This is a genomic window from Actinokineospora enzanensis DSM 44649 (assembly GCF_000374445.1).
Classification (GTDB): domain Bacteria; phylum Actinomycetota; class Actinomycetes; order Mycobacteriales; family Pseudonocardiaceae; genus Actinokineospora; species Actinokineospora enzanensis.
In genome coordinates, this window is sequence record NZ_KB894410.1 from 194,921 (window position 1) to 220,457 (window position 25,537).

The 25,537-nt window shown below is 70.1% G+C and carries 23 protein-coding genes; 10 read left to right on the plus strand and 13 right to left on the minus strand.

Features of this window, described 5'->3' with window-relative positions; all coding sequences use genetic code 11:
* The first annotated feature begins 320 nt into the window (after positions 1-320).
* Complete coding sequence (locus C503_RS0112900; RefSeq protein ID WP_018682627.1) at positions 321-1,967, plus strand: long-chain fatty acid--CoA ligase; 1,647 nt, start codon at positions 321-323, stop codon at positions 1,965-1,967.
* Between the two features lie 69 nt (positions 1,968-2,036).
* Positions 2,037-2,639 carry a PadR family transcriptional regulator gene (locus tag C503_RS39175; RefSeq protein ID WP_018682628.1) on the plus strand — a complete coding sequence of 201 codons (603 nt, stop codon included), beginning with the start codon at positions 2,037-2,039 and terminating at the stop codon, positions 2,637-2,639.
* Between the two features lie 165 nt (positions 2,640-2,804).
* On the opposite strand, the gene C503_RS39180 is transcribed toward C503_RS39175, so the two are convergent.
* From C503_RS39180 to C503_RS0112920, 3 genes are all read right to left on the minus strand, one after another.
* Positions 2,805-3,302 (minus strand): DUF4232 domain-containing protein, encoded by a 498-nt coding sequence (locus C503_RS39180; RefSeq protein WP_018682629.1) that lies wholly within the window; start codon positions 3,300-3,302, stop codon positions 2,805-2,807.
* A gap of 75 nt (positions 3,303-3,377) precedes the next feature.
* The gene (locus C503_RS43255) at positions 3,378-4,427 is read right to left on the minus strand and encodes a gamma-glutamylcyclotransferase family protein (protein WP_018682630.1); all 1,050 of its coding nucleotides are present in this window, start codon (positions 4,425-4,427) and stop codon (positions 3,378-3,380) included.
* Positions 4,424-4,810 carry a winged helix-turn-helix transcriptional regulator gene (locus C503_RS0112920; RefSeq protein ID WP_033400571.1) on the minus strand — a complete coding sequence of 129 codons (387 nt, stop codon included), beginning with the start codon at positions 4,808-4,810 and terminating at the stop codon, positions 4,424-4,426. The genes C503_RS43255 and C503_RS0112920 overlap by 4 nt, the downstream gene beginning before the upstream one ends.
* 127 nt (positions 4,811-4,937) lie before the next feature.
* On the opposite strand from C503_RS0112920, the gene C503_RS0112925 reads away from it, so the two are divergent.
* On the plus strand, positions 4,938-5,792 hold the full coding sequence (locus C503_RS0112925) for an SDR family oxidoreductase (RefSeq protein WP_018682632.1): 855 nt from the start codon (positions 4,938-4,940) through the stop codon (positions 5,790-5,792).
* Between the two features lie 117 nt (positions 5,793-5,909).
* Positions 5,910-6,269 (plus strand): hypothetical protein, encoded by a 360-nt coding sequence (locus C503_RS0112930; protein WP_026316242.1) that lies wholly within the window; start codon positions 5,910-5,912, stop codon positions 6,267-6,269.
* Between the two features lie 132 nt (positions 6,270-6,401).
* On the opposite strand, the gene C503_RS0112935 is transcribed toward C503_RS0112930, so the two are convergent.
* Positions 6,402-7,091 carry an alpha/beta fold hydrolase gene (locus C503_RS0112935; protein WP_018682634.1) on the minus strand — a complete coding sequence of 230 codons (690 nt, stop codon included), beginning with the start codon at positions 7,089-7,091 and terminating at the stop codon, positions 6,402-6,404.
* A 61-nt stretch (positions 7,092-7,152) separates the two neighbouring features.
* On the opposite strand from C503_RS0112935, the gene C503_RS0112940 reads away from it, so the two are divergent.
* Complete coding sequence (locus C503_RS0112940) at positions 7,153-8,469, plus strand: aminotransferase-like domain-containing protein (protein WP_018682635.1); 1,317 nt, start codon at positions 7,153-7,155, stop codon at positions 8,467-8,469.
* 294 nt (positions 8,470-8,763) lie between these two features.
* Here the strand turns inward: C503_RS0112940 and C503_RS43260 are convergent, their stop codons facing one another.
* Positions 8,764-9,522, minus strand: a complete 759-nt coding sequence (locus C503_RS43260) for a hypothetical protein (protein WP_018682636.1) — start codon at positions 9,520-9,522, stop codon at positions 8,764-8,766.
* A 468-nt stretch (positions 9,523-9,990) separates the two neighbouring features.
* Here C503_RS43260 and C503_RS44495 point away from each other — a divergent pair, with 468 nt between their 5' ends.
* A complete protein-coding gene (locus C503_RS44495; protein ID WP_169514534.1) occupies positions 9,991-10,470 on the plus strand; it encodes a helix-turn-helix domain-containing protein in 480 nt (159 codons plus the stop codon).
* Between the two features lie 866 nt (positions 10,471-11,336).
* Positions 11,337-12,110, plus strand: coding sequence for an alpha/beta hydrolase family protein (locus C503_RS0112955; protein ID WP_018682638.1), 774 nt, complete (start codon positions 11,337-11,339; stop codon positions 12,108-12,110).
* Between the two features lie 552 nt (positions 12,111-12,662).
* On the opposite strand, the gene C503_RS0112960 is transcribed toward C503_RS0112955, so the two are convergent.
* Positions 12,663-13,490, minus strand: coding sequence for a helix-turn-helix transcriptional regulator (locus C503_RS0112960; RefSeq protein WP_018682640.1), 828 nt, complete (start codon positions 13,488-13,490; stop codon positions 12,663-12,665).
* Between the two features lie 111 nt (positions 13,491-13,601).
* On the opposite strand from C503_RS0112960, the gene C503_RS0112965 reads away from it, so the two are divergent.
* Positions 13,602-14,666 (plus strand): aldo/keto reductase, encoded by a 1,065-nt coding sequence (locus tag C503_RS0112965; RefSeq protein ID WP_018682641.1) that lies wholly within the window; start codon positions 13,602-13,604, stop codon positions 14,664-14,666.
* 222 nt (positions 14,667-14,888) lie between these two features.
* Entirely contained in the window at positions 14,889-15,155 is a 267-nt protein-coding gene (locus C503_RS46765; RefSeq protein ID WP_063710792.1) for a VHL beta domain-containing protein, read from the plus strand.
* Here C503_RS46765 and C503_RS0112975 read toward each other — a convergent pair.
* Genes C503_RS0112975 through C503_RS0112995 form a run of 5 tightly spaced genes read right to left on the minus strand, consistent with a single transcriptional unit; the run spans position 15,144 to position 24,059 of the window.
* A complete protein-coding gene (locus tag C503_RS0112975) occupies positions 15,144-15,953 on the minus strand; it encodes a TIGR02452 family protein (RefSeq protein WP_033400542.1) in 810 nt (269 codons plus the stop codon). The two genes, C503_RS46765 and C503_RS0112975, sit on opposite strands and share 12 nt — an antisense overlap.
* Before the next feature lie 47 nt (positions 15,954-16,000).
* A complete protein-coding gene (locus C503_RS0112980; protein ID WP_018682644.1) occupies positions 16,001-20,014 on the minus strand; it encodes a TIGR02680 family protein in 4,014 nt (1,337 codons plus the stop codon).
* A 13-nt stretch (positions 20,015-20,027) separates the two neighbouring features.
* The gene (locus C503_RS0112985; RefSeq protein WP_018682645.1) at positions 20,028-21,260 is read right to left on the minus strand and encodes a TIGR02678 family protein; all 1,233 of its coding nucleotides are present in this window, start codon (positions 21,258-21,260) and stop codon (positions 20,028-20,030) included.
* The gene (locus tag C503_RS0112990) at positions 21,257-22,822 is read right to left on the minus strand and encodes a TIGR02677 family protein (RefSeq protein WP_018682646.1); all 1,566 of its coding nucleotides are present in this window, start codon (positions 22,820-22,822) and stop codon (positions 21,257-21,259) included. Before C503_RS0112990 ends, C503_RS0112985 begins: the two co-directional genes overlap by 4 nt.
* 25 nt (positions 22,823-22,847) lie before the next feature.
* The gene (locus tag C503_RS0112995; RefSeq protein WP_245572463.1) at positions 22,848-24,059 is read right to left on the minus strand and encodes a TIGR02679 family protein; all 1,212 of its coding nucleotides are present in this window, start codon (positions 24,057-24,059) and stop codon (positions 22,848-22,850) included.
* Between the two features lie 77 nt (positions 24,060-24,136).
* Here C503_RS0112995 and C503_RS0113000 point away from each other — a divergent pair, with 77 nt between their 5' ends.
* Positions 24,137-24,316, plus strand: coding sequence for a DUF3073 family protein (locus C503_RS0113000; protein ID WP_018682648.1), 180 nt, complete (start codon positions 24,137-24,139; stop codon positions 24,314-24,316).
* Between the two features lie 9 nt (positions 24,317-24,325).
* Here the strand turns inward: C503_RS0113000 and C503_RS0113005 are convergent, their stop codons facing one another.
* Positions 24,326-25,018: a B3/B4 domain-containing protein gene (locus C503_RS0113005; RefSeq protein WP_018682649.1), complete on the minus strand. Its 693-nt coding sequence runs from the start codon at positions 25,016-25,018 to the stop codon at positions 24,326-24,328.
* 46 nt (positions 25,019-25,064) lie between these two features.
* Positions 25,065-25,442, minus strand: a complete 378-nt coding sequence (locus C503_RS39205) for a DUF1707 SHOCT-like domain-containing protein (RefSeq protein ID WP_018682650.1) — start codon at positions 25,440-25,442, stop codon at positions 25,065-25,067.
* Between the last annotated feature and the right edge of the window lie 95 nt (positions 25,443-25,537).

Here is a 25,537-nt window from a genome sequence, read left to right on the forward strand (position 1 = left end):
CCGACCGCGGCAGCGGCGGGTCAGCTGTGGTTCCCGGCATTCACGGCTACCGACGGTCACCGGAGCGGTGGTTGCTCCCCGCCCCAGGATCACCGCGCGACCCGGTGGCGCGATGCCTTTCACCAGTAAACGACACCTCGCAGGGCAACATACCCCCGACACGCGCAAACCGCGCCCGTGGGAACGCCGCGACGCTGCGTAACAGCATGATCAAGTAGCCGAATCGGTGGATTCCAGGCGTGTCGCACCAGGGGGACGAGCACTATCGTCTGCTACCAGCCGGACAGTCGGGGCCCGATCCCGAGGGAGCTTGATCGACGATGCAGAGCACGATGCAGGACGGGAACCTCTCCATCGCCACCCTGCTGCGGCATGGCAGTACGGTGCACGCCGCCAGCGAGGTGACCACCTGGACCGGTGCGTCCGGACGCACCGTCGACTTCGCCGAGGTCGGCACGCGCGCCGCGCGGCTGGCCGGGGCGCTGCGCGGCCTGGGCGTCACCGGGGACCAGCGGGTCGCCACGTTCATGTGGAACAACCTCGAACACCTCACCGCCTATCTCGCGGTGCCCGCCATGGGCGCGGTGCTGCACACGCTCAACGTGCGGCTGTTCCCCGAGCAGCTGACCTACATCGTCAACCACGCCGACGACCACGTGATCATCGTGGACGCCTCGCTGGCGCCGCTGCTGGCCAAGGTGCTGCCCGACTGCCCGAACGTGCGCCACCTGATCGTGGCCAACGGCCCCACCGCCGCGCTGGCCGCCCCCGACGGCGTCCCCGTGCACTCCTACGACGAGCTGCTCGCCGCCGCCGCGCCGGAGTTCGACTGGCCCGAGGTGGACGAGCGCGCCGCCGCCGCCATGTGCTACACCTCCGGCACCACCGGCAACCCCAAGGGCGTCGTCTACTCGCACCGGTCGATCTGGCTGCATTCCATGCAGGTCTGCATGGCCGACGGCATGGGACTGTCCTCGGCGGACCGCTCGCTGGTGATCGTGCCGCAGTTCCACGCCATGTCCTGGGGCCTGCCCTACGCGGCCTTCATGTCCGGCAGCTCGCTGATCATGCCCGACCGGTTCCTGCAGCCGGAGCCGATCGCCCGGATGATCGAACAGTTGCGGCCGACGCATTCCGCGGCCGTGCCGACCATCTGGCAGGCCATGTTGGCCTACCTGGAACAGAACCCGACCGACCTGAGCTCGCTGCGCGAGGTCGTCGTCGGCGGCGCGGCCTGCCCGCCGTCGCTCATGCACGCGTTCGCCGAGAAGCACCGGCTGCACATCACCCACGCCTGGGGAATGACGGAAACCTCACCGCTCGGCACCGTTTGCCGCCCGCCCGCGGGAGTCTCGGAGGAGGAGGCCTGGCGCTACCGCTACACACAGGGCCGCCTGCCCGCGGGTGTGAGCGCGCGCCTCGTGGACGACGACGGCGCGGATGTGCCGTGGGACGGCGAAAGCGTGGGCGAGCTCGTCGTGCGCGGACCGTGGATCGCCGGTTCCTACTACCGGCTCGACGAAGTCGGCGAGGGCGGCGACGGCACCGAGAAGTTCGTCGACGGCTGGCTACGCACCGGCGACGTCGGAACCTTGACCGCCAACGGATTCCTCACCCTCACCGACCGTGCCAAGGACGTGATCAAGTCCGGCGGCGAGTGGATTTCCACGGTGGAGCTGGAGAATCACGTCATGGGCCACCCGGCCGTTGCCGAGGCGGCGGTCATCGGCGTGCCGGACGAGAAGTGGGACGAGCGCCCGCTGGTCACCGTGGTCCTGCGGCCAGGCACCGAGGTCACCGCCGAGGAGCTGCGCGAGTTCCTGTGCGACAAGGTGGCCAGGTGGCAGGTGCCGGAGAACTGGGCGTTCATCGAGGAAGTGCCGAAGACCAGCGTGGGCAAGTTCGACAAGAAGGTGCTGCGGTCGGTCTACGCAGAAGGACGGCTCGACGTCAAGCACCTCCGCTGAGCCGGTCGGCGCGCCGGGACGCCCACACGGCGTCCCGGTACCGCCGAACGGGGACACTGGTTCACCTTCGTGGGTAGGGTCGGGAGGTCCCGACCGAACCCAGGAGGTGCCACCCTGCACGGCGAACCGAGTCAGGGCGCGCGCGACCGGAAGCTCAACGCCACGTCGTTCGTGGTGCTGGGCATGCTGTCCCAGGGCCCGGCGACCAGCTACGACCTCAAACAGCGCGTGGGCTACACGATCGGGAACTTCTGGGCCTTCGCGCATTCCCAGCTCTACGACGAACCCGCCCGCCTGGTCGAGGCGGGGCTGCTGACCGTCAGCGAGGAGGAGGGCGGCAGGCGCAGGCGCACCTACTCCATCACCGACCAGGGCCGCGCCGCGCTGCGCGAGTGGCTGTCCGCGCCCACCCCGGAACAGACCGAGGTGCGCGACCTGGGGCTGCTCAAGCTGTTCTTCGCCACCTTCGGCGACGACACCGACCTGGCCAACCTGGCGCGCAACCGGTTCGAGTCGCACAAGGCGCGCGCGGACGGCTACTCCGCGATGTACGACCAGCTGCGCGGGCACGCCGACCGCAACCAGATGAAGTCGCTGGAGCTCGGCATCCGCATCGAGCGCTGCGTGCAGCAGTTCTGGGCGGAGTTCGCCGACGAGCTGGAACACGACTGAGACAGCGGTTTACACGGCGGCACTTCAGCGGGAAAATATCCGTCAACGGCGGCACGCGGACGTGACGCACCCGCGCGACGCCGTTTGTGGGGTGCACCCACAGGGGATCGGGGTGGTGGGGTGCCATCGGTGGGACGGCGCGGATGGCACCCCACCCTTGATCCCTCAGGTACCCGCCGGGAAGTACGCCGAATGCTCGATCCGGCCGCCGATGCACACCGAGCCGAACTCGAAGCGCACGACGAACGACCGCTTGCCGTCCGGCGGCACCACTCGTAGACCGTTCGACGGAGGCTGGCACGGATCACCCTCGTTGCCGCTGGGGATCACACCCCAGTGCAGCTTCTGGTCCGCCGACTGGCCGGACCGCAGCACCACCCGGGACGGGCCGGGATTGGCCGTCGGCACGGCGTTCGTCGGGTTCGGGTGATCGCCCGCCAGCAGTCGCAGATCGCCGTAGCCGGTGAGCGAGCACGTCGCGGACGAGGTGTTGCGCACGCGCAAAGTCCCGTACCGCTGGCCCGCGCCCGCGTCGACATCCCGGATCTCGCCGCTGAGCTGGTTGGCCGTGCACGCGGTCACCTGCCTCGGCGCGTCCGCCTGCTGTCCGACGGCCGCCGCGCTCGCCGCGAGCGCCGTGGCCGCGATCAAGTTCCACCACATGTCGAATCCCCCTTCGTGGTCGAGGAGTCAGTCCTAGCAATGAGAGGGAACGACTGGGGGATAATGGGAATTCGTTCACTCGTTCGGAGGCCAGGGCGTGGCGAGAATTCGCATGTCGTCGAACGGGGCGATCCAGACATAGGTCCACGCAAGGGATCCATCGGTGAGCACGACGCGCACGCGCCGGTACTCGTCACCCTCGTAGCGGTCGAGCGCGGTCATGTCCGTGCCGGAGCGAAGCGGGACGAGATCACCGCTGACACCCGGTCCGTCGCCCAAAGCCAGTGCGGGGTAACCGAAGCCGGTGTCGTAGAGCGTTCCCGCGAGACGCCCCGGACGCGTTGGCCCTGCCGCGTGTGGGGCGAGCAGATGCCAGTGGGAACTACTCGGGCGTAGCGTGCCGTAGACGAAAACCGCGCCTGGATAGTCCGTCGCGCGCGGGGAGCCGGTAATCACCTCAGTGTCGAGTCCGTCGTCCAGCGCCGGAACGCCGGACAGTGCTACCGCTTCTGCCTGCGGCACATCGACACAGCGGACCGGGGACCCGTTCACCAGTAACGGGCGGCGGATAGTGGAAGCGCCGACATACGCCGGGATACGGTCGAACGTGCCTTGCGCGTCGACCAGCGTCACCGCGCCCGTGGACACCCGCGCGAGCCGGTAGCGATCGCCACGCCCCTCGCACATATCCAGCACCCCGACCTGCTCCGGCGTCACCATCAGGACCGCGTGATCCTCGACCACACCCGGACACCCGGCGAGCACAACCGGCCGCTGCTCATCCACGACCCGCAACCCCGCCGCCCACACCGCGGCCAACCCCGAACACCGCGCGCGCAGCACCACCACGGCGCCACGCAGCCCGAGCGAGCCGCGCAACCAGGAGATCTTCGACGGACAGGGATTGGAACCGTACGACAGAACCGGGACCCGTTCCGCCATGACGGCCGCGCCACGCGCACCCAACCACGCGTCGAGGTCCTCGTTGCCAATCCGCCAACCGGACAGCGTCGACGCGTCCGCGGTGAGACGGTGGCCGCCGTCGGTGTCGTGCGCGTAGGAGAAGGCGGGGCGGGAACCGGGATAGGGGGAAGCAGGGAACTCGTCGTCGGCGAACGAGCTCACTGCACCGCCTTGCGCTGGTCATACCGCTCCTGGGCGGCCAGGATGTCCGGGGTGCTGCCCTCGATCAACCGATACAAGCCGCGCACTTGCTCGGCCATCGGCACGCCTATAGGCGTCAACGAGTAGTCCACGTGCGGCGGGATAACCGGCCGCACCTCGCGGTGCACGAGCCCATCCCGCTCCAACGCCTGCAACGTCTGCGCCAGCATCTTCTCGCTTACCCCACCCACCGCGCGCCGCAATTCGCTGAACCGCCGCGTCCCGTCGAGCAGCACGCCCAGCACCAGCACACCCCAGCGGCTGGCGATGTGCTCCATCACCGCGCGGCCGGGGCAGTTCCGGTCGAACACGTCGAAGGATGTGGTCTCGACCATGCCGCCCATCGTGCGCACGCCCTCTCAGCTGGACTTTTTCGTACGGGTAAGTATAGGACTTCAAGGTAGGTACTTACGTATGGTTAGTACCCCTCATACGGTCAGCGTCACTGTCCGACCTCGAAAGGGACCCGACATGACGATCCTGGTCACCGGCGCCACCGGCCACCTGGGCGGCCTCATCACCCGCCGCCTGCTCGACCGCGTCCCCGCCACCGACCTGGCGGTCTCCGTCCGCGACACCACCAAGGCCGCCGACCTGGCCACCCTCGGCGTCGACGTCCGCCAAGGCGACTTCACCCGCCCCGACACCCTGCGCTTCACCGGCGTCGACACCCTGCTCCTGGTCTCCGCCGACGGCCCCGACGAGCTCCGCAAGGCCGCCCAGCGCGACGCCGTCGACGCCGCCGTGAAAGCAGGCGTCCAGCGCCTCATCTACACCAGCGTCAGCGACGCCGCGACGTCCCCACTGAGCCTGGCGAAGGTGCACGCGGCCACCGAGGCCCACATCCGCGACACCGGGATCCCGTTCACCTTCCTCCGCAACGGCATGTATCACGAAAACTACACAGCGTCCCTGTCCGGCGCCCTCGACCGCGGCTCCCTCGTGACCTCCACCGGCACCGGAGCCATCGCCTCCGTCAGCCGCGAAGACCTCGCCGAGGCCGCCGCCATCGTCGCCACCACTCCCGGCCACGACGGCGCCACCTACGAACTGACCGGCCCCCGCGCCTGGACCTTCGACGAACTGGCATCGCTCGCGTCCTCGGTGACCGGCAAGCCCCTGCCGCACGTCAGCGTCACCGACGCCGAACTCCGCGCCGCCCTCGTGGCCGCGGGCCTCCCCGACTTCGTCGCCGACCTGCTCACCGACATCAACGCCAACATCCGCACCGGCACCCTCAGCCAGGTCCGCCCCGACCTCGCCACCCTCCTCGACCGCGCCCCGACCCCCATCGAACACACCGTCCGCGCCGCCCTCGCCCCCTGACCCAACCCACCACAGTGGACACCCCGGCGGAATACCCGAACCGGAAAAGGACCCCGCGACACACGCCCCGTGTCGCGGGGTCTTCCGGTATCGGTCCGTATCGGCGAGGCTCTGCGCATGAGTACAGACCCCGCCGCGGTGCCCGCGCGCGATCCGCTCGCCCAGGTGACCATGCCGCCGCGGGTGTTCGCCGCGGTCATGGCGGGGCTCGCGCTGGTCGCCGGGCTGGTGTTGGCGATCGTGCCGGTCGGGGTGGCCGGGCCGGTGCCGAACAGTCGCGTGACCTGCGGCAACACCCTGGGTGGGGTGGAGACCGGCCGGGTGGTCGCGGACCTGGGCAGGCCGCAGCGCGCCGAGACCGTGGCTTATGTGGACATGTGCGAGCGCGCCATCGGCAATCGCGGTGACTACGCGGTCATCCTGTTCGTCGGCGGAGTGATCGGCATTCTTGCCCTCGGAGTAATCCGACGCCATTGATCCGACCGCTCGATCCAGGACGTCGACCGCGCCTCGACACAGACAGCAGTGCCGCCGCCTAATGCAGACCGCGTCGGCGAGATCCCCAGTCCTGCCGTGGACCCGCCGACGCGCGGCCGACGTCCTGGGCCGCTAGTCCAACCCGGCCAGGAACTCGGTGACGATCGAGTTGAACTCGTCCGGGCGCTCCAGGTTGGGCAGGTGCGCGGCGCCCTCGATCACCGCCAACCGGGTGGCCGGAATGAGTTTTGCCTCCTCGATCGGGGTATACGTGTCCTCACTACCCACTATCACCAGTGTCTGTATCGGGTGTGAGAGCAAACTTTCCCGATAGTCCGGCCGCTCGGCCCGGCCCCGCTGTGCGGCCGCCGCGCCCGCGGGCGGCGCGGACAGCATCATGTCCAGCACGTGCGCGGCCGCCTCGGTGTTGCCGGGCGCGACCATCCTGTCCAGCACCTCCTCGGCGTAGCCCCGCATGCCCTCGCGTTCCAGGCGGTCGGCCATGGCGAGGCGGTCCAGCCTGCTCTCCGGCGTCTCCGCGCGGGCGCTCGTGTCGGCGAGGATCAACGCGCGCACGCGGTCGGGGTAGCGGCGGTGGAACTCCATCGCGATCTGCCCGCCCATGGACAGTCCACAAAGGATGAGCGAGCGCGACTCGGTCAGCCGGGCCAGGTCGTCGGCGAAATCGCCCAGCGGCGTCACGCCGATCGCGGGCGGTCCGTGGCCGTAGCCGCGGAGGTCGGGCGCGATCGCGGTGAAGCGCCCGAGCTGGGGCGTCCACATCGTCCGGTCGAACGGGTGGCCGTGGATGAACAGCAGCATGACATCAAGGTAATCCGCGATAATATGTCAGTGCAATGAAAACAATGAACTCGGAGCAATCATGGATTTCCGGTATGTCGCCGACCAGATCGCCAAGGACATCGCGGCGGGCAGGCTGGTCCCGGGGGAGCGGCTGCCCACCCAGCGCAGGTTCGCCAGGGAACGCGGGATCGCGCTCTCCACGGCCGCCCGCGTCTACGGTGAGCTGGTCAAACGCGGCCTGGTCGTGGGCGAGGTCGGGCGCGGGACCTACGTGCGGGCGGCCCTGCCGAGGGCCGACCAGTCGTTCACCGAACCCGCCACGCACGGGATCGACCTTGAGTTCAACTTCCCGGTATTGCCCGAGCACGCCGCGGTGCTCGCGGAGAGCCTGCGCCGATGGATCAAGCCGGACATGTCCGTCGACGTGCTCAGGGCAATCGGTGCGGGCGGTACCCCCGAAGCGCGCGCGGCGGCCGTGCGCCTGTTGGCCCGCGGGGAGTGGTCGCCCCGCGCGGAGGACGTGCTGTTCGCGGGCAGCGGCAGGGAGGCGATCGCGGGCGTCCTCGCCGCGCTCGTGCCACCGGGCGAGCGACTCGGCGTGGAGACATTGACCTACGCGGCGGTGAAGAGCATTGCCGCACGCCTGGGCATCGTGCTCGTACCACTGGCCATGGACGACGACGGTGTCACACCGGACGCGATCCAGGCCGCGGGCTCGCTCCGCGCGGTCTACCTGCAACCCGCCCTGCACAACCCGCTCGGCATCTCGATGAGCGCGCAGCGCCGGGTGGACGTGGCGGAAGTGCTGCTGGCGAAGGGCATCCCGCTCGTCGAGGACGCGATCTACAGCTTCCTGCACGATGATCCGCCGCTGTCGTCGTTGCTCCCCGACCAGTCTGTGCTGATCGACAGCCTGTCCAAGCGGATTGCTCCGGGCCTCAACCTCGGATTCGTCGTCGCCGGTCGAACCCTGCGCCCCGAGATCGGCAACACCATCCGCTCCGGGGCCTGGGGACCGCAACGGTTCGCCCTCGCCGCCGCCACCGCGTGGATCACCGACGGCACCACCGAACGCCTCCGCGCGGACAAACGCACCGACGCGGCCGCCCGTCAACGCCTTGTCGCGGAACATCTCGCCGACCAGGACGTCCGCGCCGACCCGCGCGCCTACCACTGCTGGTGGACCCTGCCCGGCTCCTGGCGCGCGGAGACGTTCGTCGCGGCGGCGGCCCGAAACGGCATCGCGATCGCCCCGGCGGCCGCGTTCGCGGTAGGCACGGGACGAGCACCCCACGCGGTCCGACTCGCACTCGCGTCGCCGCCGCTGTCCGCGCTGGCCAGTGCGCTGGACCGGTTGGCGGAGATCGCACGGGGAGACGATCTGGGCACGGAGTAGAGGCTTGATGGCAGCCGCGCGACGCCACCGCGCGTCGCGCGGCTGCCGCCGACTCGGCCGACGCGCAACCCGGCTGCTGATCGACCCGGTCGCTTGTTGGTCGAGGGGCGGACGGCCTGTCGGGAGTTCTCCAGGCGGCGGTGCTCCCCGCTAGATAGCCCGCCGCTCCCAGGGGGATCCCCCAGGGCCCATTTTACTCGGTGGGGGTGGCAAAGGATCTTGGTTGGCCGGGGATCGGGGGGTGGCTGTGGACAACTTCTGTCGCTTGGTCGGGTGAAAAGTGCGAGGGGCGGGTCAGCCGGTGACCATCTTCAGTGCGTCGACCAGGACGCCGCCGGGGATGCGGACCTGCAGGTCGGGCGCGCCGTGGAGGAGCAGGCCGGGTGGGCCTGCCGGGGTGTCGGCGAGGCGGCTGATCAGGATGGCGACCTCGACGCCGCTGAAGTGTTGCCAGTGGGGTGGGCGGTCGTCGGGGAGGGCTTCCTCGGTGACGAAGGCGTCGACCGAGGTGCCGCGTACCACCAGGCGGGTGCGCGGCGGGCGGGTCGGGTCGGCGGGGAGGACCAGGGTGGCGGCGAGCAGGGCGAGGACCGCCTCCCGGTACTCGATCTGGCCGGTGTGCGCGAGTTGCAGGATCGACTCCGCCTCCGAGCGCGGCTCGGGCCAGCCGAGCGCGAGCGGGGAGGCGCGGTAGCTCGGGTTGGGTTCGAACGCGTCGATGATCCGGCCGTCCGTGTCCACCGGGTAGCGGCCCGCGACCGCCCACGGCGGCCCGTCCGGCTCCGGGTGCGCGGGGTCACGCACCTCGACCCAGCCGCCCTGGTTGGACAGGCCCGCCGAGCGGATCGGGGCGGTGATCGGCGGCGGGGTGCGCGGGCGGTAGTGCGGGTTCGGCACGAACTCGTCGGTGATCCCACCGTCCTCGTCCACCCAGACCCGGCCCGCCACCTCGCCGGGGGCGTCCGGGGCGGGCACCGGCAGCCAGCTGTCTGGCGCCGTCCGCGCCACGATCCGCAGCGCGGCCGTGATCGGCGGGCGTCGGGCAGCCGTCATGGGTCGATCACCTCCTGGCTGAATCCTGGCCCGGATTACCGGCACCGGCCACCCGGTCGCCGCCGTCGAATTCGGGCGGGGTTTCCGGGACGTCCGGGTCGAATTCGAGCGGGCAGGTGTGAATGCCCCGGGGCGGAATTGCCTGGTGACCCCGGCTCGGTTGTCCAGTGTGGACGAAATGGGCCGGTGGATGGGGTTCTCGGCGGGGGCGGTCGCGTCGTTCGAACGTCGAAGGAGTCACCCGAGTGGACCCGTTTGTCGGACGGGGGCGACGGTTTTCCACCGCCGGGGTCGACGGTCCTTGTCGGCACCGGGTCCGGCGATCCGGGCGGACACCGCCGACAACTCGCCGAGGACACCCGGCGAACGTTTGGGAAGGCTGCCTACATCTGTTGAAACTATCAGCAACAAGCAAGCATGGGCGTTTCGGTGCTGTGTTGTCGCGCCGTATGCGGGATCATCTCCGCCATGACCGCGCGGGACGGCGAAGACAAGACCTCTTGGCCACTCGGGGAAGTGCTGCGGCGAGCACGGGACGATAAGGGCTGGTCGCAGGAGGACGCGGCCCAGAAAGCCCGGTTCTCCCGTACATCGTGGCAACAACTGGAAAGCGGGCGGCGTGCCGACCGCAAACCGTTCCGCCCGAAAGCGGATACGGTGATCAACGCGGCGCTCGCGGTGGACGTGGATCCCCGCGAGGCGCTGGTGCTCGCGAAACTCGATCCGACCCGTTATGAGCCCGCCCGAGCGGGCAGGCCCACGGCGACCGTGACCGAGGTTCGCGAGCTCGTGATGCGGCTGACCGAAGAACAACGGCAGGCCGTGGTGAATCTGATCCGCTCGTTCACCGAACCCGCCCCGCCCTCCGCTCCGGCGACGGCCGAGGCGTATCGGCACAATTCCACGCTCAATACCCGCAAGCGCCCCAGGGAAACCGACCCCGACTAGCCCCCACGACCAGCGAATACCCCACCCCCACGCTCGACGGTCCGGCCACCGTCGAGCCCCACCCCTCGACAAACTCCACCCATTCGGGCGACAAAAGTTATCCACAGGCAAGATCGACATCCGGTTAACCAAGATCCTTCGCCGCCCCCACCTGCTAAAATGGCCGTGGGGGATCCCCCTGGGAGCGGCGGGCCTTGCCCTGCGGCGGCGGGGTGATCTTGGTGTGCGCCAGCTGAGTCCTGGGTTCCGTTGGTCTTTGGCTGGCGCCCCCTGGCTGCTCGTTCTCCGCGCATCGCTGCCGCCGGGCTTCGTCCACGCCTACTGGTCCTCGGCTTCCAGTTGGCTGGCGGTTTGTTCGGCGACCAGCCGCGATCGGCATGTCTGCGCTGTCGCGGCGCGCGTGTTCCCGGGGACCGCCCTGGCTGGAGATCACCGCATAGACCGCGACCGGGGCCGCTCGCCCGCGCCGCGTGCAGGTAGGACTGCCGAGGCGGTCGTGACCGTATTGTCGGATAGGTCTAGACCATATACCGTCTCCGCGCATGTGGGCGCGGGTGTGCGGTGCCGTGGTGGCGGTCGTGGTCGCGCTGGGGCTGGTCACGCCCGCGCAGGCGGCCGGGGTGGTGCGGTTGCCGCGGCCGAGTGGGGAATACTCCGTGGGGGCGCGGTCGGAGTATCTCGTTGATCGGTCTCGGGTCGATCCGTGGGCGCCGACACCGCGAGCGCGAGAGTTGATGGTGCAGGTCTGGTACCCGACGCGGGGGTCCGGGCCGCGAGCGCCGTATGCACCGGTCGAAGTGATCCGAGCATTGGCAGGTGCGTTGGGTGCACCCCAGGACTCGTTGCGCGGGATCACTCCGAACTCGATGGTCGGTGCGCCGATGGCTCCTGGGCGATTCCCGCTGGTGCTGTTCAGTCCCGGCTACGGCGGTAGCCGTGCGACCGGGGCCGCGCTCGCCGAGGACCTGGCCAGTCACGGATATCTCGTCGTCGCGGTCGATCACACCTACGAAGCCGCCGCCGTGAAGTTCCCCGACGGGCGAGTGATCTACCACGACCGGCCCGCGGAGGAGACGCCCGAGGAGATCGCCGCCGCGATCGGAGTGCGAGCCCGTGATCTCAGTTTCACCCTGACTCAAATCCAGTCCCGTTGGCCGGTCGACCCACGCCGCATCGCCGCCGCCGGACATTCCGCGGGTGGCGCGACCGCGTTCGAGGCGGCCCGCGTCGATCGGCGGATCCGGGCGGCGGTCGATCTCGACGGCGGCCTGTCGGCGCCGGTCACCACCGACGGCGTTCCCGTCCCTTCGTTGCTGCTCACCGGTTCCTGGCACTTCGACTCATGGACCGAGTGGGCCGATCACCAGCGCGCGTGGGGCCGACACCTCGCGGCGGACGGCATGGGCCACTACAGCTTCACCGACGCGCCCTACTACATCGCCCCCGGCGGCCTGGACGACTTGCCCGCCGACATCTACGCGGAACTGTTCGGCACCGCGGCCCCGGCACGCGCCGCGCAACTGACTCGTACCTACGTGCGCGCATTCCTCGACCGCCAGCTCCGCGACCAGCCGACGGCACTGTTCGACCGGCCAAGCCATCGTTTCCCGGAAGTCGCCATCCGCTGGCCCCACCGCTGATCCCACACGATCGGCATCGACCACCCAGGTCAACGACCTCCGGACCGCCCAAACTCGCAGAATCCCGACGACAGCCGACCCGTCAGCACGGCACAAGTCGGCCCCCTCGGCCCGCGTTCGCCAGCGTCTCGACGACAACCGACTCATCGAGGCCGCACGAGTCAGACCCGACGCTCGCCGGCATCTCGGTGACAGCCGACCCGCCAACGCGGCACGAGTCGGGCCCCCTCGCCACGTTCGCCGGCATCTGGGCCACAACCGACCGCCGGTGCGGCATCAGCAAGCCCCTTCCCTACCCACGTTCACCGGACCCATCGACAGCTGACCAGACCGGCGCCGCACGTGCCAGGCCCCTCGCTGCCCAAGATCACAACGATCCCCACCAGCCCGCGTCCGCCCAAGATCACTCCAGCTGGCCCCCACCAAAACCCGCCGCTCCACTGGGGGATCCCCCCGCTGGCCATTCTACCGGGTGGGGGTGGTAAAGGATCTTGGAACGAGGGTTGTGGATCTTGGCTGTGGACAACTTCTGTCGCTGGGACGGGTGAAACCTCAGTGGCCGAGAGCCGGGGCGTGGGTCAGTGCGTCCAGGGCGGACTGGGAGGTCGGGTCGGCGGCGCGGTAGACGATCAGGCGGTGGGTGGGGTTCTGCAAGGGGTTGAGGACCTCGTAGTCCACGGTGAGGGGGCCGACTCCGGGGTGCAGGAGGGGTTTCTGACCGCGGCCGTTGACGCGGACCTCGTGCAGGTTCCAGAGGCGGGTGAACTCGTCGTGTCGGGAGAGGTCTTGGACGAGGGCGGTGAGGGCGGCGTCCTCGGGGTGGGCTGCCCAGGTGGCGCGCAGGTCGGCGACCGCGGTGTGCAGGACGCGGGTGCGGTCGGGGTAGAAGTCGCGGAAGGCCGGGGTGAAGCAGAGGGTCAGGGCGTTGTGCGGGGCGCCCTGGATGGTGTCGAAGTCGAGCAATAGGCGGGACATCTCGGGGTTCCAGGCGAGCATGTCGAAGCGGTGGTCGACGAGCATTGCCGGGAGAGGGGACAGGTCATGCACCAGCCGCGCCAGTGACATTGCGTCGGGGGAAGGGGTCGGGTCTGTACTGAGGCGCTGGCCCGCCAAAGCGAACAAGTAGGCGAGTTCGTCGTGGTCGAGCAGCAGCGCGCGACCGAGCGCGTCCAGGGCGTCGGCCGAGGGGCGGACGCCGCGGCCCTGCTCCAGGCGGGTGACGTAGTCGACGCTGAGGCCGGACAGCTCGGCGACCTCCTCGCGGCGCAGACCAGGGGTGCGGCGCACGCGGCCGCGGCGCGGCAGGGCGACGTCGGTCGGGGACAGGCGCTCGCGGCGGGTGCGCAGGAACGCGGCCAACTCGGAGAGCAGGGCGGTCACTCCTCCGATAGTACGGAGGGTGGTATCGGCGATCCCAGGATCGCGCCTCCCTTCACCGGTCCACGCGCGCCCGGCAGCCTGGTTCGCGTCGAACCGAACAGGAGAGTGAACGTGACCGATTCCCTCGACACCTACCGGCTGCTCGGCCGCTCCGGCCTGCGGGTCTCCCCGCTCTCGCTGGGCGCGATGACCTTCGGGGCGGACTGGGGCTGGGGCGCGGACAAGGACGACGCCCGGCGCATCTTCGACACCTACGTCGACCGCGGCGGCAACTTCGTCGACACCGCGAACATGTACACCAACGGCACCTCCGAGACCCTGGTCGGCGAGTTCGCCGCGGGCAGGCGCGACCGGCTCGTGCTGGCCACGAAGTACTCGATGACCAGGCGCGAGGATGACCCGAACGCTGGTGGCAACCACCGCAAGAGCATGGTGCAGTCGGTGGAGGAGAGCCTGCGTCGGTTCAAGAGTGACCACATTGACCTGCTTTACCTGCACGCGTGGGACTTCCTGACCCCGGTGGAGGAGGTGCTGCGCGGGATGGACGATCTGGTCCGCGCGGGCAAAGTGCTCTATCTCGGTATCTCGGACACGCCCGCGTGGCAGGTCTCACGCATGCAGGCCATCGCCGACCTGCGTGGATGGTCGCCGCTGATCGCGTTGCAGATCGAGTACAGCCTGATCGAACGGACCGTCGAGCGGGACTTGATCCCGATGGCGCAGGAGATGGGGCTGGGTGTCGTGCCGTGGTCGCCGCTGGGCAGCGGCGTGCTGACCGGCAAGTACACGCGGGCCGACCTGGTCCAGCCGGACGGGCCGGTACTGCCGGAGGGCACCCGCCGGGAGATCGCGATCGGCAACGGCGCGCTGACCGAGCGCGGGCTGGTCGTCGCCGAGGTGGTCAAGTCCGTTGCGGCGGACATGGGCACGACGCCGTCGCGGGTGGCGCTGGCCTGGACACTGCTCAACCCGGGCGTCGCGTCCACCATCATCGGAGCCAGGACCTCGGAGCAACTGGCGGACAACCTCGGAGCACTGGACATCGAGTTCGGTGACGAGCACCTGGCGCGGCTCGATGAGGTCAGTGCGCAGCCGCTCGGGTTCCCGCACGAGTTCCTGCGCAAGCCGCTGGTGCAGCACGTGGTGTTCGGGTCGGTCAAGGTCGCCGGGCGGTGACGCGGTTCTCGGTCTGATCGGGACGGACATCGGCCGGTGAGCCACTAGAGTGCCGTTACCGATCACCGGGAGGCGGGAATGCGCGCTCTGATCCTTGTCGTGGCGGCGGTTCTCGTGGCCGGGTGTTCGACACCGGTCACGGGTACCGCCGTCGCGGCGCGACCCGCCGATACACCGCGATCCACGTCGAAATCCACCACGACAACGACTCCGCGAACCACCATGCCGACGAGCAAGGCGGTGCCGGACAGGTCACCTGCCTCGGATCACTCGGTGATCCTGACCTTCGCCAATCGCCTGACGATATCGGTGGCGGTCAGCTGGGTCGACTTCGACGGCCACGAGGTGTTCTACCGCCAACTTGCCCCGGGCGAGTCCTACCAGCAGCAGACCTTCACCGGTCATGTCTGGGTCGTACGCACGGAGAACGGTACGGAACGGGAGCGGTTCGCCGCCCCGGCGACGGACTCCGAGGTCTCAATCCACTGAGCCTGCTCGGAACACTTCCTGGAACGCGGTGCACGTCGATGGGTCGCCCCGCCGCGCGTACACCGCGAACAAAACCTCGGTGAAGTACGGGTTCTCCCGCAGAGCAGTGTGCATGGCACGCGCGACCGTGGTCGGATCATTGCCGAACACACCACAACCCCAGGCGCCCAAGACCAATCGCTGGTGACCGTGCGCGGCCGCCACTCGGAGCACGCGGCTCGCGCGTCGGTGCAGGATCGCCGGGACCGAGGCGACATGCTCGGGCTGGGTGCGTGCGATCGCGCTCAGATTGGGCGCCGCGGCGGTCAGGAATGAGACCGGATACGGCTTCCGGAGCAAGTTTCCCTTGTCGTCCCGGAAGACCGGAACGTCCGGGGAGTAGATGACCCGATCGCTGTAGGTCAACTCGACGTGGGCGCGGTGGTGGGCGTAGAAGTCGCCCGCGGCGCGCATGCACGGATAGAGCGCCGAACCCCGGGCGAGGCTTTCCTCCTGGGCTTGGGCGCCGTTGAGGAACCCGCCGCCGGGATTGCGCGCGGAGGCGAACACCAGGCAGGCGAGATCACCGCCCAGGCGCCGGGTGGCGGTGAGGGTGGACTCATCGGTGACGCTGATCCGGGCCGCGACGGGTGTCGCCGTCGAGTCGGGTAGTCGGTCTTCTGGCAGGTAGAGGCGGGTGCCTGCGACGGCAGCGGCCACCTCGGAACGGAGCAGGACAGTCCCGTCCGGCCCCTGGTAGGAACCGCGCGCGGCGATGTCCACCGTGTCTCGCGCGATTCCACGCAATCTCGTACTCACATCAGGGAATGGTGTGGGTCCGGGAGATCGTCCGCAAACGAAATAACTCAGTCGGGGTCGTCTGGGGTCCGTTGCTGACCGTCCCAGGTGAACCGGGCGGTGGTGACCGCGTCGTCGCCGTCGTCGCCGGTGATGAGCTGGTGGATGGCGATACCGTCGAGTTCCCGGTATTGGCACCATTCATGATCCGAGGTGAGCACCAGGTCCAGGTCCAGCGCGGCGAGCAGGCCGAACACCTGGCCCCGGTTCACCGTGTCGACGCCCACGAACACCTCGTCCAGCAGGATCACCCGGGGCGCCGCGGGCACCGCTTGGTAGTGCGCGGCGACGGCGGCGAACAGCGGCAGGTGCAGGGCGATCGCCTTCTCGCCGCCGGACAGGGCGCCGTGCAATCGCTTGGTCAAGACCTGCCAGCCGGATCCGTTCGCTCGGTCCAACTTGACCACGAACTGGTGCCAACGGGTGTAGTCGAACACCTCGGCGAGCTGTTGTTCCCAGCTTGTCGCGGTGTCATTGCCCCGAGCGATCTCTACCTGCTCGCGGAAGAACCTGTGCAATGCCTCGCGATCGGACTCGCTGAGCGCCACGGGGTTCTTCAGCAGGAGGTCCCGTGCCGCCTTGGTCCCCGGCGGTTGGTCGGCGGCCACCTCCCAGACCAGCTTCACCGCCACCTTCGACGCCGTGCGCACCTGTTCCAGGTGGGTGTTCATGGTGTCCTTGAGCGCGTTCGCCTGCCGGATTCGCTCGGCGAGGTGGCGCCGGGTGTCACCGGTGAGCGTGCGGTCGAACAGGTCGCGCTCGTGCTCGGTGATGTCCTTCGCCGCGCTCGCCGCCTCGGCGCGCAGCACCTCCAGCAGCTCGGCGGCGCCGATCCGCGCCCCGTCGACCACGGCGGTCAGGACCGCCACCGTGTCGTCTGTCGCCAGGTCGAGGTGGGCGCGGTCGCCCAACCGGGTCCGGCAGTCATGCAGGGTGTCCGACAGTCTGCCGAAGGACTCGTTCACGTTCCTGGGCTCGTGCGGCACGGTGGGCCATTGCGCGGCGACCGCGCGGGCCGCGTCCAGGGTCGGTCGAACGGCGTCCGTGGCACCCAGGTCGGTGCGGAACGTCGTCGCGTCCGGCACACCGGCGTCCTCGGGGAAGGTCCCCGCGCACAGCTCGCGGAACCGCCGGGCGGCGGTATTGCGCCGGTCGGTCGCATTGTCCCGAGCCTGGCGGTCGGTGTCCCGCTGCTGGTTGAGCCTGCCGAGCTCGGTGGCCAGCTCGGTTATCCGACGTGACGCGGTCCGCGCATCGTCGCGCAATTGGTCCCGTTGTTCGCGCAACGCCCTCAGTTGTTCGAGCACCTGGTGATAGGAGGTGGTGATCGCGTTCCGCGCGGCCGCGAAGGTGGCCGCCAGCCGCCGGTGCTCGCTCTCTGCCTCGGCCGCGATCCCCTCCCGCTCGGCCGCGTCGATCGCCGAGCGTTCCGCGATATCGGCCCGGCTCGCCGCCTCGCGCTCCCTGGCCAGCGCCGTGTCATGGTTCTCCAGCCAGATCTCGGCCAGCTCGCGGAACGACTCCACCAGCTCGGCGACCCGGTCCACCAGGGTCTTCTCGGTCGGCAGCCCGTGCTCGGCCGCCAGCGCCGCGAGCTGTCGCAGGGCCCGCGTGACCTCGGCTTCCTGCTCCTGCACGGCGACCACTGTCCGCGCCACCGCGTCGTCGCACGCGCGCGTCCGGGACTCGGCTTGGCGCAGGCGGCGAGCGCTCTCGTGCATGGCCGCGTGGCCCGGTCGGGCCTTGCGCTCGGCGTCCAGTGCCGCACGTCGAGAGTCCAGTTCGGACAGTGCGGCGCGGGTGCTCGCCAAGCGGTCCTCGATGGCGCGGAGTTCGGCGGTCAGTTCGGAGACGCGGCGCTGCCGGGCCTGTTCGCGCGCGTGCGCGCCGATGTGTTCGGCCACCGGCTTGTGCCAGCTGCCCACCAGCGGCCCCAACCGCCACTGTCCATCTGATCCGACTGCGACGATGTGGTTGTCGTCGAGCGCGATCACGCCGAGCAGGCGCTCAATTGCCTCGGTCGGCACCGGGGCGTCGGATTCGGGGACGAGCACGCTCGCGAGCGAGCGGCCAGGGGTGGGCGGCAGCATTGTCGGGTCGGCGAAAGTGTCGTGGCCCTCGATGCCGCCGGATGGACCGATCCAGGCGTCCAACAGGCCAGCCGCCTGCAATGCCGCTTCGATTGCCCCGTGTTTGGTCTCATCGCTGTCGTCGGAGAATCGGACCAGCCGCCACAGCGGTGCTCCCGCGCGCCCGGTCCGATCCGCCGTTCGCGTCGGTGGCGGTGCGGGCGGCAGATCCTGCTCGCGCCGCAACCGTTCGATCTCCGCGGCCGTGGTGTCGCGATCGGACTGTGCGGTGTCGCGCTCCGACTCGGTGAGCGCGCGGGCGCGGGCAATGTCCTGGGCGGCCCGATCGACCGCGTCGGCCACGAGCGCGAGGACCGCCGATTCCGACTCCACCGCGTCGGCGGGCGCCTCGGGATCCTCGAAGCGCAGCTCGCGGCAAGTCCGCGCCCACTCCAGCAATTGCTCGGCGAGCGTGGCGACCTGCACACCGTGCTCGTCGCGCCGCTCCCGCTCGGCGCGGCTGGCGTCGGCCAGGGTCGCGCGGGCCGCTTCCAGTTGCTGCTCGTGCATCCGGCGCTTGTCGATGGCCCGCTCGTGCTCGGATAACACCGAGCGGACCGCCTCGATCTGGCCAAACCGGTTCTTGACGGCCGCGCGGAGCAACACACGGGGCTTGTGCTCCAGCATGTTCGCCAGCTCCGCCTGGGTGCTCGACATCGATGCCTCGGCCGCCGCCTGGCGGGCCTCCGCCATCAGCCGGTCCGCCTCCGACCGGTGCGAGTCGGCGTCGTCCCGGGCCCGCTCGGCGTTCTCCGCGTCGCGTTCCGCCGCCTGTCGGGCACGGTCGGCGGCCTTGCGTTCCTCGCCCGCGCGCCGCTTGACCTGGCCGACCTGCTCGGCGAGCCGATCGAGTTCCTTGCCCTGCTTGTATTCCTCGCTGTTCTGCAGGCCGTCGATCGAGCCGACGACCTCTTCGACCTGCCGCGTCAGGGTTTCCGCACGTTGCTCCTCGGATTCCTTGGCAAGCTCGGCTCGGGTGAACTCCTCCTCCGACTCGTGCGCGCGGCGGCCCAGCCGGTCCAGCTCGGTGGTGGTCGACACCAGGTCCGCGGCCCCGGCGCGCAGCACCCGGCGGGCATAGGTCTGTTGCCTGCCCGCCAGTTCCTTCGCGGCGTCCACCTGCTTGTCGAGCCGGACCAACTGTTCGCGCTGGCGGTCGAGCCGCTCGAAGCCCTCCGCCAGCTCGGCGATCTCGCTCTCGCCCAGCGGCGGCAGCGCGGCCGAGAGCAGGCGGGACAGGTTGGCCGGGTCCAGGTGCTGGGAGAGCTTCGGCATGCGCAGCTGGAGCAATGCGGTGATCAGCGAGTCGTACCGCTGTTCGCTGATGCCGCCGAACAATGACTCCCGAATCGCGGAGCGGTACTCGCCCGCGTTGGTGTGCAATGTCCCGTGCTCGCCGAGCGCCTCGGTCAATGCCGCGCGGGTCAATGGCTGTCCGGACGCATTCGTGAGGTGCAAGTCCGTGCCGACGCGCTGGCTGGTGGTGAAGTAATCCGAGTGGACCTGACTGGTGTGTTCGCTCGCCTGCAAGCGCGCGCCGCAGGTGAACCAGGTGCTGTCGCGGCGGAATTCCAGCCAGACATATCCGACCCGGGTCTTGCCGCGCTGGCCGTCGCCCATCATGTTCCAGTGCATCGTGCGTTCACTGGTGCCGAAGGTGGACAGCCGGTTGGCGCGCAGGTTGGCGTCGAAGAGGAACGGCAGCAGCAGCTCCAGGGCCTTCGACTTGCCGGTCCCGTTGGGGCCGCGCAACAGCAGCCGACCGCGGTGGAAGGTGAAGACCTCGTCGTAGTACCGCCAGACGTTGAGGATCCCGGCCCGCGCCGGGCGCCAGCGCTCCTCCGTGGACTCGTCGGGCCAGACCACCGCGGTGGGCAGCTCGGTGACCGTCATGCCGGGGCCTCGCTCATTCCTCCGACCCGGCTTTCGCCGCGTCCTTCGTGGCGGTCAGTTCATAGCGGTAGGCGGCCGGTTTCGCGGACACCAGGCCATCCCGGTGGCTGACGAGGTCGAACGCCACCAGCACCGCCAGCGCGTCCCGGACCAGCGTCGCGGGCCCCTCCTCGCCCTGGTACGCCTTGGCCCAGCCCGGATGCCCGCGCAACGCCTCGGCGGCCGCCCTGGCCAGGCGCTCCGCCGTGGTCGACCCGGCCGCGGTGATCGCGTCGAGCAGCAGCAGCGCGGCGACCTTGGCGGTACCCGAGTCGTCCGGGAACCGGGTGTCGGTGGCGATGCCGTCCGGGTCGACGAACATGATCCCGTCGGCCCGCTCCTCCAGCGTGAACCCGCCCTGCTCGGCCGCCTGTCGGAGCAATCGGCGCCCGGTCGGCGAGGCGAGATACGCGCGTTGCTCCGTGGTCAGCTCGTCGAAATACAGCACGGGGTCGTCCACCAGGATTCGGAACACCGAGTGCCGGAACCACAGATTGCGTTGCGTGTCGGAGACCGGGATTGCCTCGGTGCCGTACCGGCGTTCCGCCGAGATGCTCGTCAGCAGACTCTCGAACCGCAGCGGGACCTGGTTCGGCTCGACCGCCACCTGCGACGGGCCGACCGGCGCCGCGAGCAGGCGCATCAGCAGCGCCGCGTCCACCCGGTAGAGCACCTTCGCCTCGGTCGAGTCCACATACGCCTCGGTCGCGCCGTCCAGCACCTCCACCGCGCCCAGCCGCTCCAGCAGGGTGAGCGCGTCGGCGAACGCGCGGCGCTCCGGGCGCGCGGCGGTGTCGAGGTTCGGCAGCGCCGGGTCGGCCGCGGTGGCCTGCACGACCCGGTCCGCGAGCAGGCCGATCGTGGTCAACGGCACCGTGAGCAGCTCGGCCGCGATCACGCACAGCAGGCTGTAGCGTCGCCGGTCGAACGGGGCCCGGCCGGACCGGTCCCGGCGGGCGGGCCGGGTCGGGTCCGCCCGGGTGCCGACCTTGACCAGCCGTGCGTAGCCCAGCCGCGGCTCCACCCGCAGCGACCAGCCGCAGTAGTAGTCGAACCAGCGCGCCACCGGCTCGTGCCTGCGCCGCACCACGTCGAACGCCTCCGCGTCGGCGCGCTCGGTGACCAGCGGCGCGGCCAGCAGCAGCCGGATCGCCTTGGCGACCTCCTCGCGCTCGCGCGCGGCCTGCACGTTGTTCAGCGTGCTCACCGGGCGGCCCGCTGCCTGCGCCCGCCGCCGGACTCCACCGCGGTGATCTCCACCTGGTAGTCCGGGCCGGAGAACACGCCGCGCGGCGTGCGCAGCCGGGCGGTCGCGTCGGTCGCGGGCGGCCGCAGGACGATCTCCACCCGGCCGTCGGCGGTCACCGCGCGACGTGCCCCGGTGCTGTCCGGGGCGGTCGCCAGGGCCCGGCCGAGCAGGTCCAACAGCCGGGTGAACACGTCGAACGGCAGCTCGCCGATCTGCGAGAGCCGCACCGGGCCGCCGGTGTCGAGCATGTCCCACGCCGCCTGCATCTCCAGCTGTTGACGCAACGCCGCGCGCGCCCGCTCGGCCCGGATCGCGGCGACATCGCGGACCTTGCCGGTGCGGGTGAACCGCTCCGTGCGGCCCGACGTGCGCAGCAGCGCCGACACCGGCACCGACTCGGTCTCCCGCCAGGTCGCGGTGGTGGCGTGCAGGTCCGGGTCGGGGTGGGTGAGGTGCGCGTGCCGGGCGGAGGCGAGGCCGAACGCGGTGGCCCACAGCCGGTGCAGGTCCGCCTCCGCGGGCGCGTGCGCGAACCAGCGGGCCAGCTCACGGAAGTCCGCGGCCGCGCTGCTGGACCGCCGCCGCGACTCGGTGATCCGGTCCAGCACCTGCAGCAGCGTCACGATCGCGCGACGCGCCTGCTGGTGCAGCCGGTCCACGTTCGGGTCGTCGCCGTGGAACCAGTTCCGCAGGCCCTCCCAGCGGGTACGGCGGTGCCGGAGCCAACGCGGGACCGAGTCGTCGTCGCCAGCCGGGGGCAGCTCCGCGCCGCGCAGGGCCCGGTGGTGCAGCCGGGCCACGCCGAAGTCCTCGACCAGGTCGATGCCGGAGCGGATGGCGTGCGCGCGTTGGTCCAGGTTGGTCAGGAACTCCTCCAGGTAGGCCACGGTCGCCGCCTTGACCTCGCGGAACGTGGCCAGTTCTGCGCCATCCGCGCGGAGTAATCGGTGCAGCTCGGCGGTGAACCGGGCCGTGTTGGACCGCAGCCCGTCCAGGTGCCCCTCCAGCTCGGTGAGCGTGGTGAACACCTTGCGGTCCGCGCCGGGGGATCCGAGCAATCGGTGCAATTCGGCGAGCCGGTCGGCGATCGCGTCCAGCACGGCCGTCTGCAGGGCGCCGGTGGCTGACAGCACCTCCATCGCGCGGACCACCCCGGCGAACGCGGCCTCCCCGCGCTTGGTCAGCGAGTACTGCAGATTGCGCCGCTCGTACTCGCGCGCGGTCCGGTAGTTCTCCGCGTGGTTCTGCACCACGTCGACCAGCCGCAGCTCGCGCAGCCGGGTCAGCGCGGCGATCAGCGCGTCCTCGCCCGGGGTGCCCAGCCAGCCGACCGAGCCGAGCCTGGCCAGCACGTCGTCCAGGCCGAGCGCGGTCTCCAGCCGCTCGGCCGCCTCGGCGAACACGGACAGCACGGCGGTGTGGAAGTCGGCCGATTCGCCGGTGGCGAACCGGAACATCTCGGGCGGCACCCGAACGCGCTCCACACGACCTCCGATCAGACCCGGCATCCCCTGGTTCATCTTCGTCCGCGTGCGGTGCGTTTCGTCACCGGCCGATCTCGTCGAGTAGGACGTGCGCCACCCGTTCCTCGGACACGGTGATCCCGTGTTCGGTAAGCGCGCTCGCCAGCGTTGGATCCCACGGGGCCTCCGTCACACGGCCCACCGACGGGCCAGTGGTGCTGACCGCGGCCAGGTAGTCCTGAGTGTCCATACGCCACGGGGTCGCGCCTGTTCTCGCCATCACGTGGGCGGCGATCCGAATACCCTCGCCGTCGAAGTCACCGTGGTAGCGCAGTGCGCAACCGGCGTCGGCCAGCTGTCGCAGCAGCAGGATTCCCGCGCCACTCGGCCAGCCCGATACACACACCATCTGCGGGCAGCGCGCACCGAACCGTTGCAGTGCCAGCGCGAGCACGCTCGGGTTCTCGACGATCCAGACCTCGCCCACCACACCGGCCAGTTCCGCGGCCCGGAGCTGCCCCAGCGTCAGACAGGCCGCGTGGCCCGCGTCCGCGCACAGCCGCAGCACCGCCTCGGCCACGCTGTCGCCGGTCGGACGCAGGCCCGCCGCGAGGACGGTGGACGACAGTTCGTCGTCGTTGACCCCGGCCAGGCCCCACAGGACACGCCGTTGGTGCGCGTCCGTGGGGTGATCTACGCCATGGATCGACGCGAGCGCCCGCACCACCAGGTTCGAGCAGCGCGTGCCGTCGTCCAGGGCGTGCGAGTCGTTCAGCACCTGCTCGGCCAGCACGGGCAACGGCACACCGTCGGCGGGCAAGTACTCGATCACCCGCAACGCCGCGGTCAGACCGGCGCGGGTCTCCTCGATCGACCCATTGACCAATCCGCCGTTCTTGACCGCCGCCGCCCACTCGTCCAGTACAGGCTGACCTGCCACGACAGGGTGCTCTGCCAGCCACTGCCAGAGCTGAGTGATCTCCGCCCGTCTCTCCAGGCGGTTGCCCACTGGGCCGAGTAGTGCCGCGACGACCTCTCGCACACCGAGCCCGGCCACCGCTCGGGTAGCTGCGTCCAGCTCACGCACGGTCACGTAAGGCTTGACCTCGGGTAACCGGTCCGCGCCGAGGAAGTCCGCCAACGCCGTCCGCTGCGCCTCGGTCAGCGGTCCCACCCGGACACCCGCGACCGCCCGGCCGGTCGACAACCGCCGGTGCACGGCGGCCCAGACCGGGGCCAGCTCGTCGGGCAGCCGGTGCACGCCCTGTTCAACCAGTGCTCTCCCCCTTGCCACGACAGCCTTGACCGGTTCACCGCCATGGTAAAATGTGGGTCTGGACTCAGCGAACTGATGATCAAAAAGGATCGACTATGGGGCGTGGGCGGGCCAAGGCGATTCAGGCGAAGATCGCGCGGGAGCTGAAGTACGGCTCCCAGCACACCGACTTCGACGCGTTGCAGCAAGAACTCTCCGGCGGCACGGCCGCCGACGGCCGGGACGGGGACGGTGGGCGGGACTACGCCGACGACGACCCCCAGTCCCGGTACTGACGCCGGTCTTCAGATCGCGAACACCGGCGCGGCGCGGTCCAGCAACCCGGTCACCGGGTCGGTCGTCCACACGGCGGCCACGTCCTCGGCGAGCACGGCCACCAGGTCGCGCACGTCCGTCCGGGCATCCGGGTGCTGGCCCTCCGTGACGATCAACGCCGTCCGGGTGCTCGCCCGCACGGCGGAGCGGCCGCTCTGACGGTTGGTCCACCGGCGCGCGTGCGCGTGCCCGGCGTCATCGACGAAGATCACCTCACCCGGCTCGGGGCGTTCGGTCGCGCCCGCGAAGGTCAGGTAGGTCTCGTCGCCGGTCGCCCGGCACACCCGCAGGTCCCCGGTGATCGCGTCGGCGTCGAACACCGCGATCGGGATGGCGGACGCCAGTGACGCGGCGTTGCACAGATCGATCAGCGGGTGGATCGATGGCAGCCCGCCCTCCTTGCGGAAGCGGCGCAGCAGCGACTCCGACGCGCACCGGTACTGGGTCGGCTTGAGCCCCATCCGGGCGAACGCGCGCCGCCAGGCCCGCACCTCGGGCAGCTCGGCCTCGGTGCGTTCGGCCAGCCGCTCGGCGGCCCTGGCCTGGTAGGCACGCACCTGGTCGGTCACGTCCGCGGTCGGGGTGATCCCTTCGGCGTGGAGTACACCGGGCACCAGCTCGGGGAAATCCTGCCAAAGCTCGTCGGAGTGTCGCAGCCGCACCCGTGGTCCTTTCTGGGTCATTAACGGATCATGGCCTGATGAGCGGTCAGCGGGTGAGTTGGCGGGCCGCGTAGAGCAGTGGTGGGAGAACGAGCATCCACCACCAGGCGCCGGTCAGGTAGACGAGCGCGAAGGCGAACACACCCGCGAGGGGGAACAGCGCGTACGCGACTCGCCCGATGGCGGTGGTGCGTGGCTGCGACTCCTCTTCCTCCTCGGGTTCGGTGTCGAAGTTCGGGCGTGGTTCGGGCAGGTCGGTGAACAGCGCCATCAGGTCACCCCGGTGCGTGGCCTGGTTTGCTTGCGCGGCGCGTGCCTCGTATTCCTCCGCGTTCAATCGTCGGAGTGCCAGGTGTTCACCGAGGGCTGCGACCGCCTTGCGCCGTTCGCTCGCACTGAGGCGGATGTCCGGTGAGTTGCTCACGCCTTCGAGTATTCCCGTTCGACGGCAGTCGAGGCACCTCGTAATGTTGCCTAGATGCCAGATGAGTGGAAATGGGACGAAACCCTCTTTGCGGG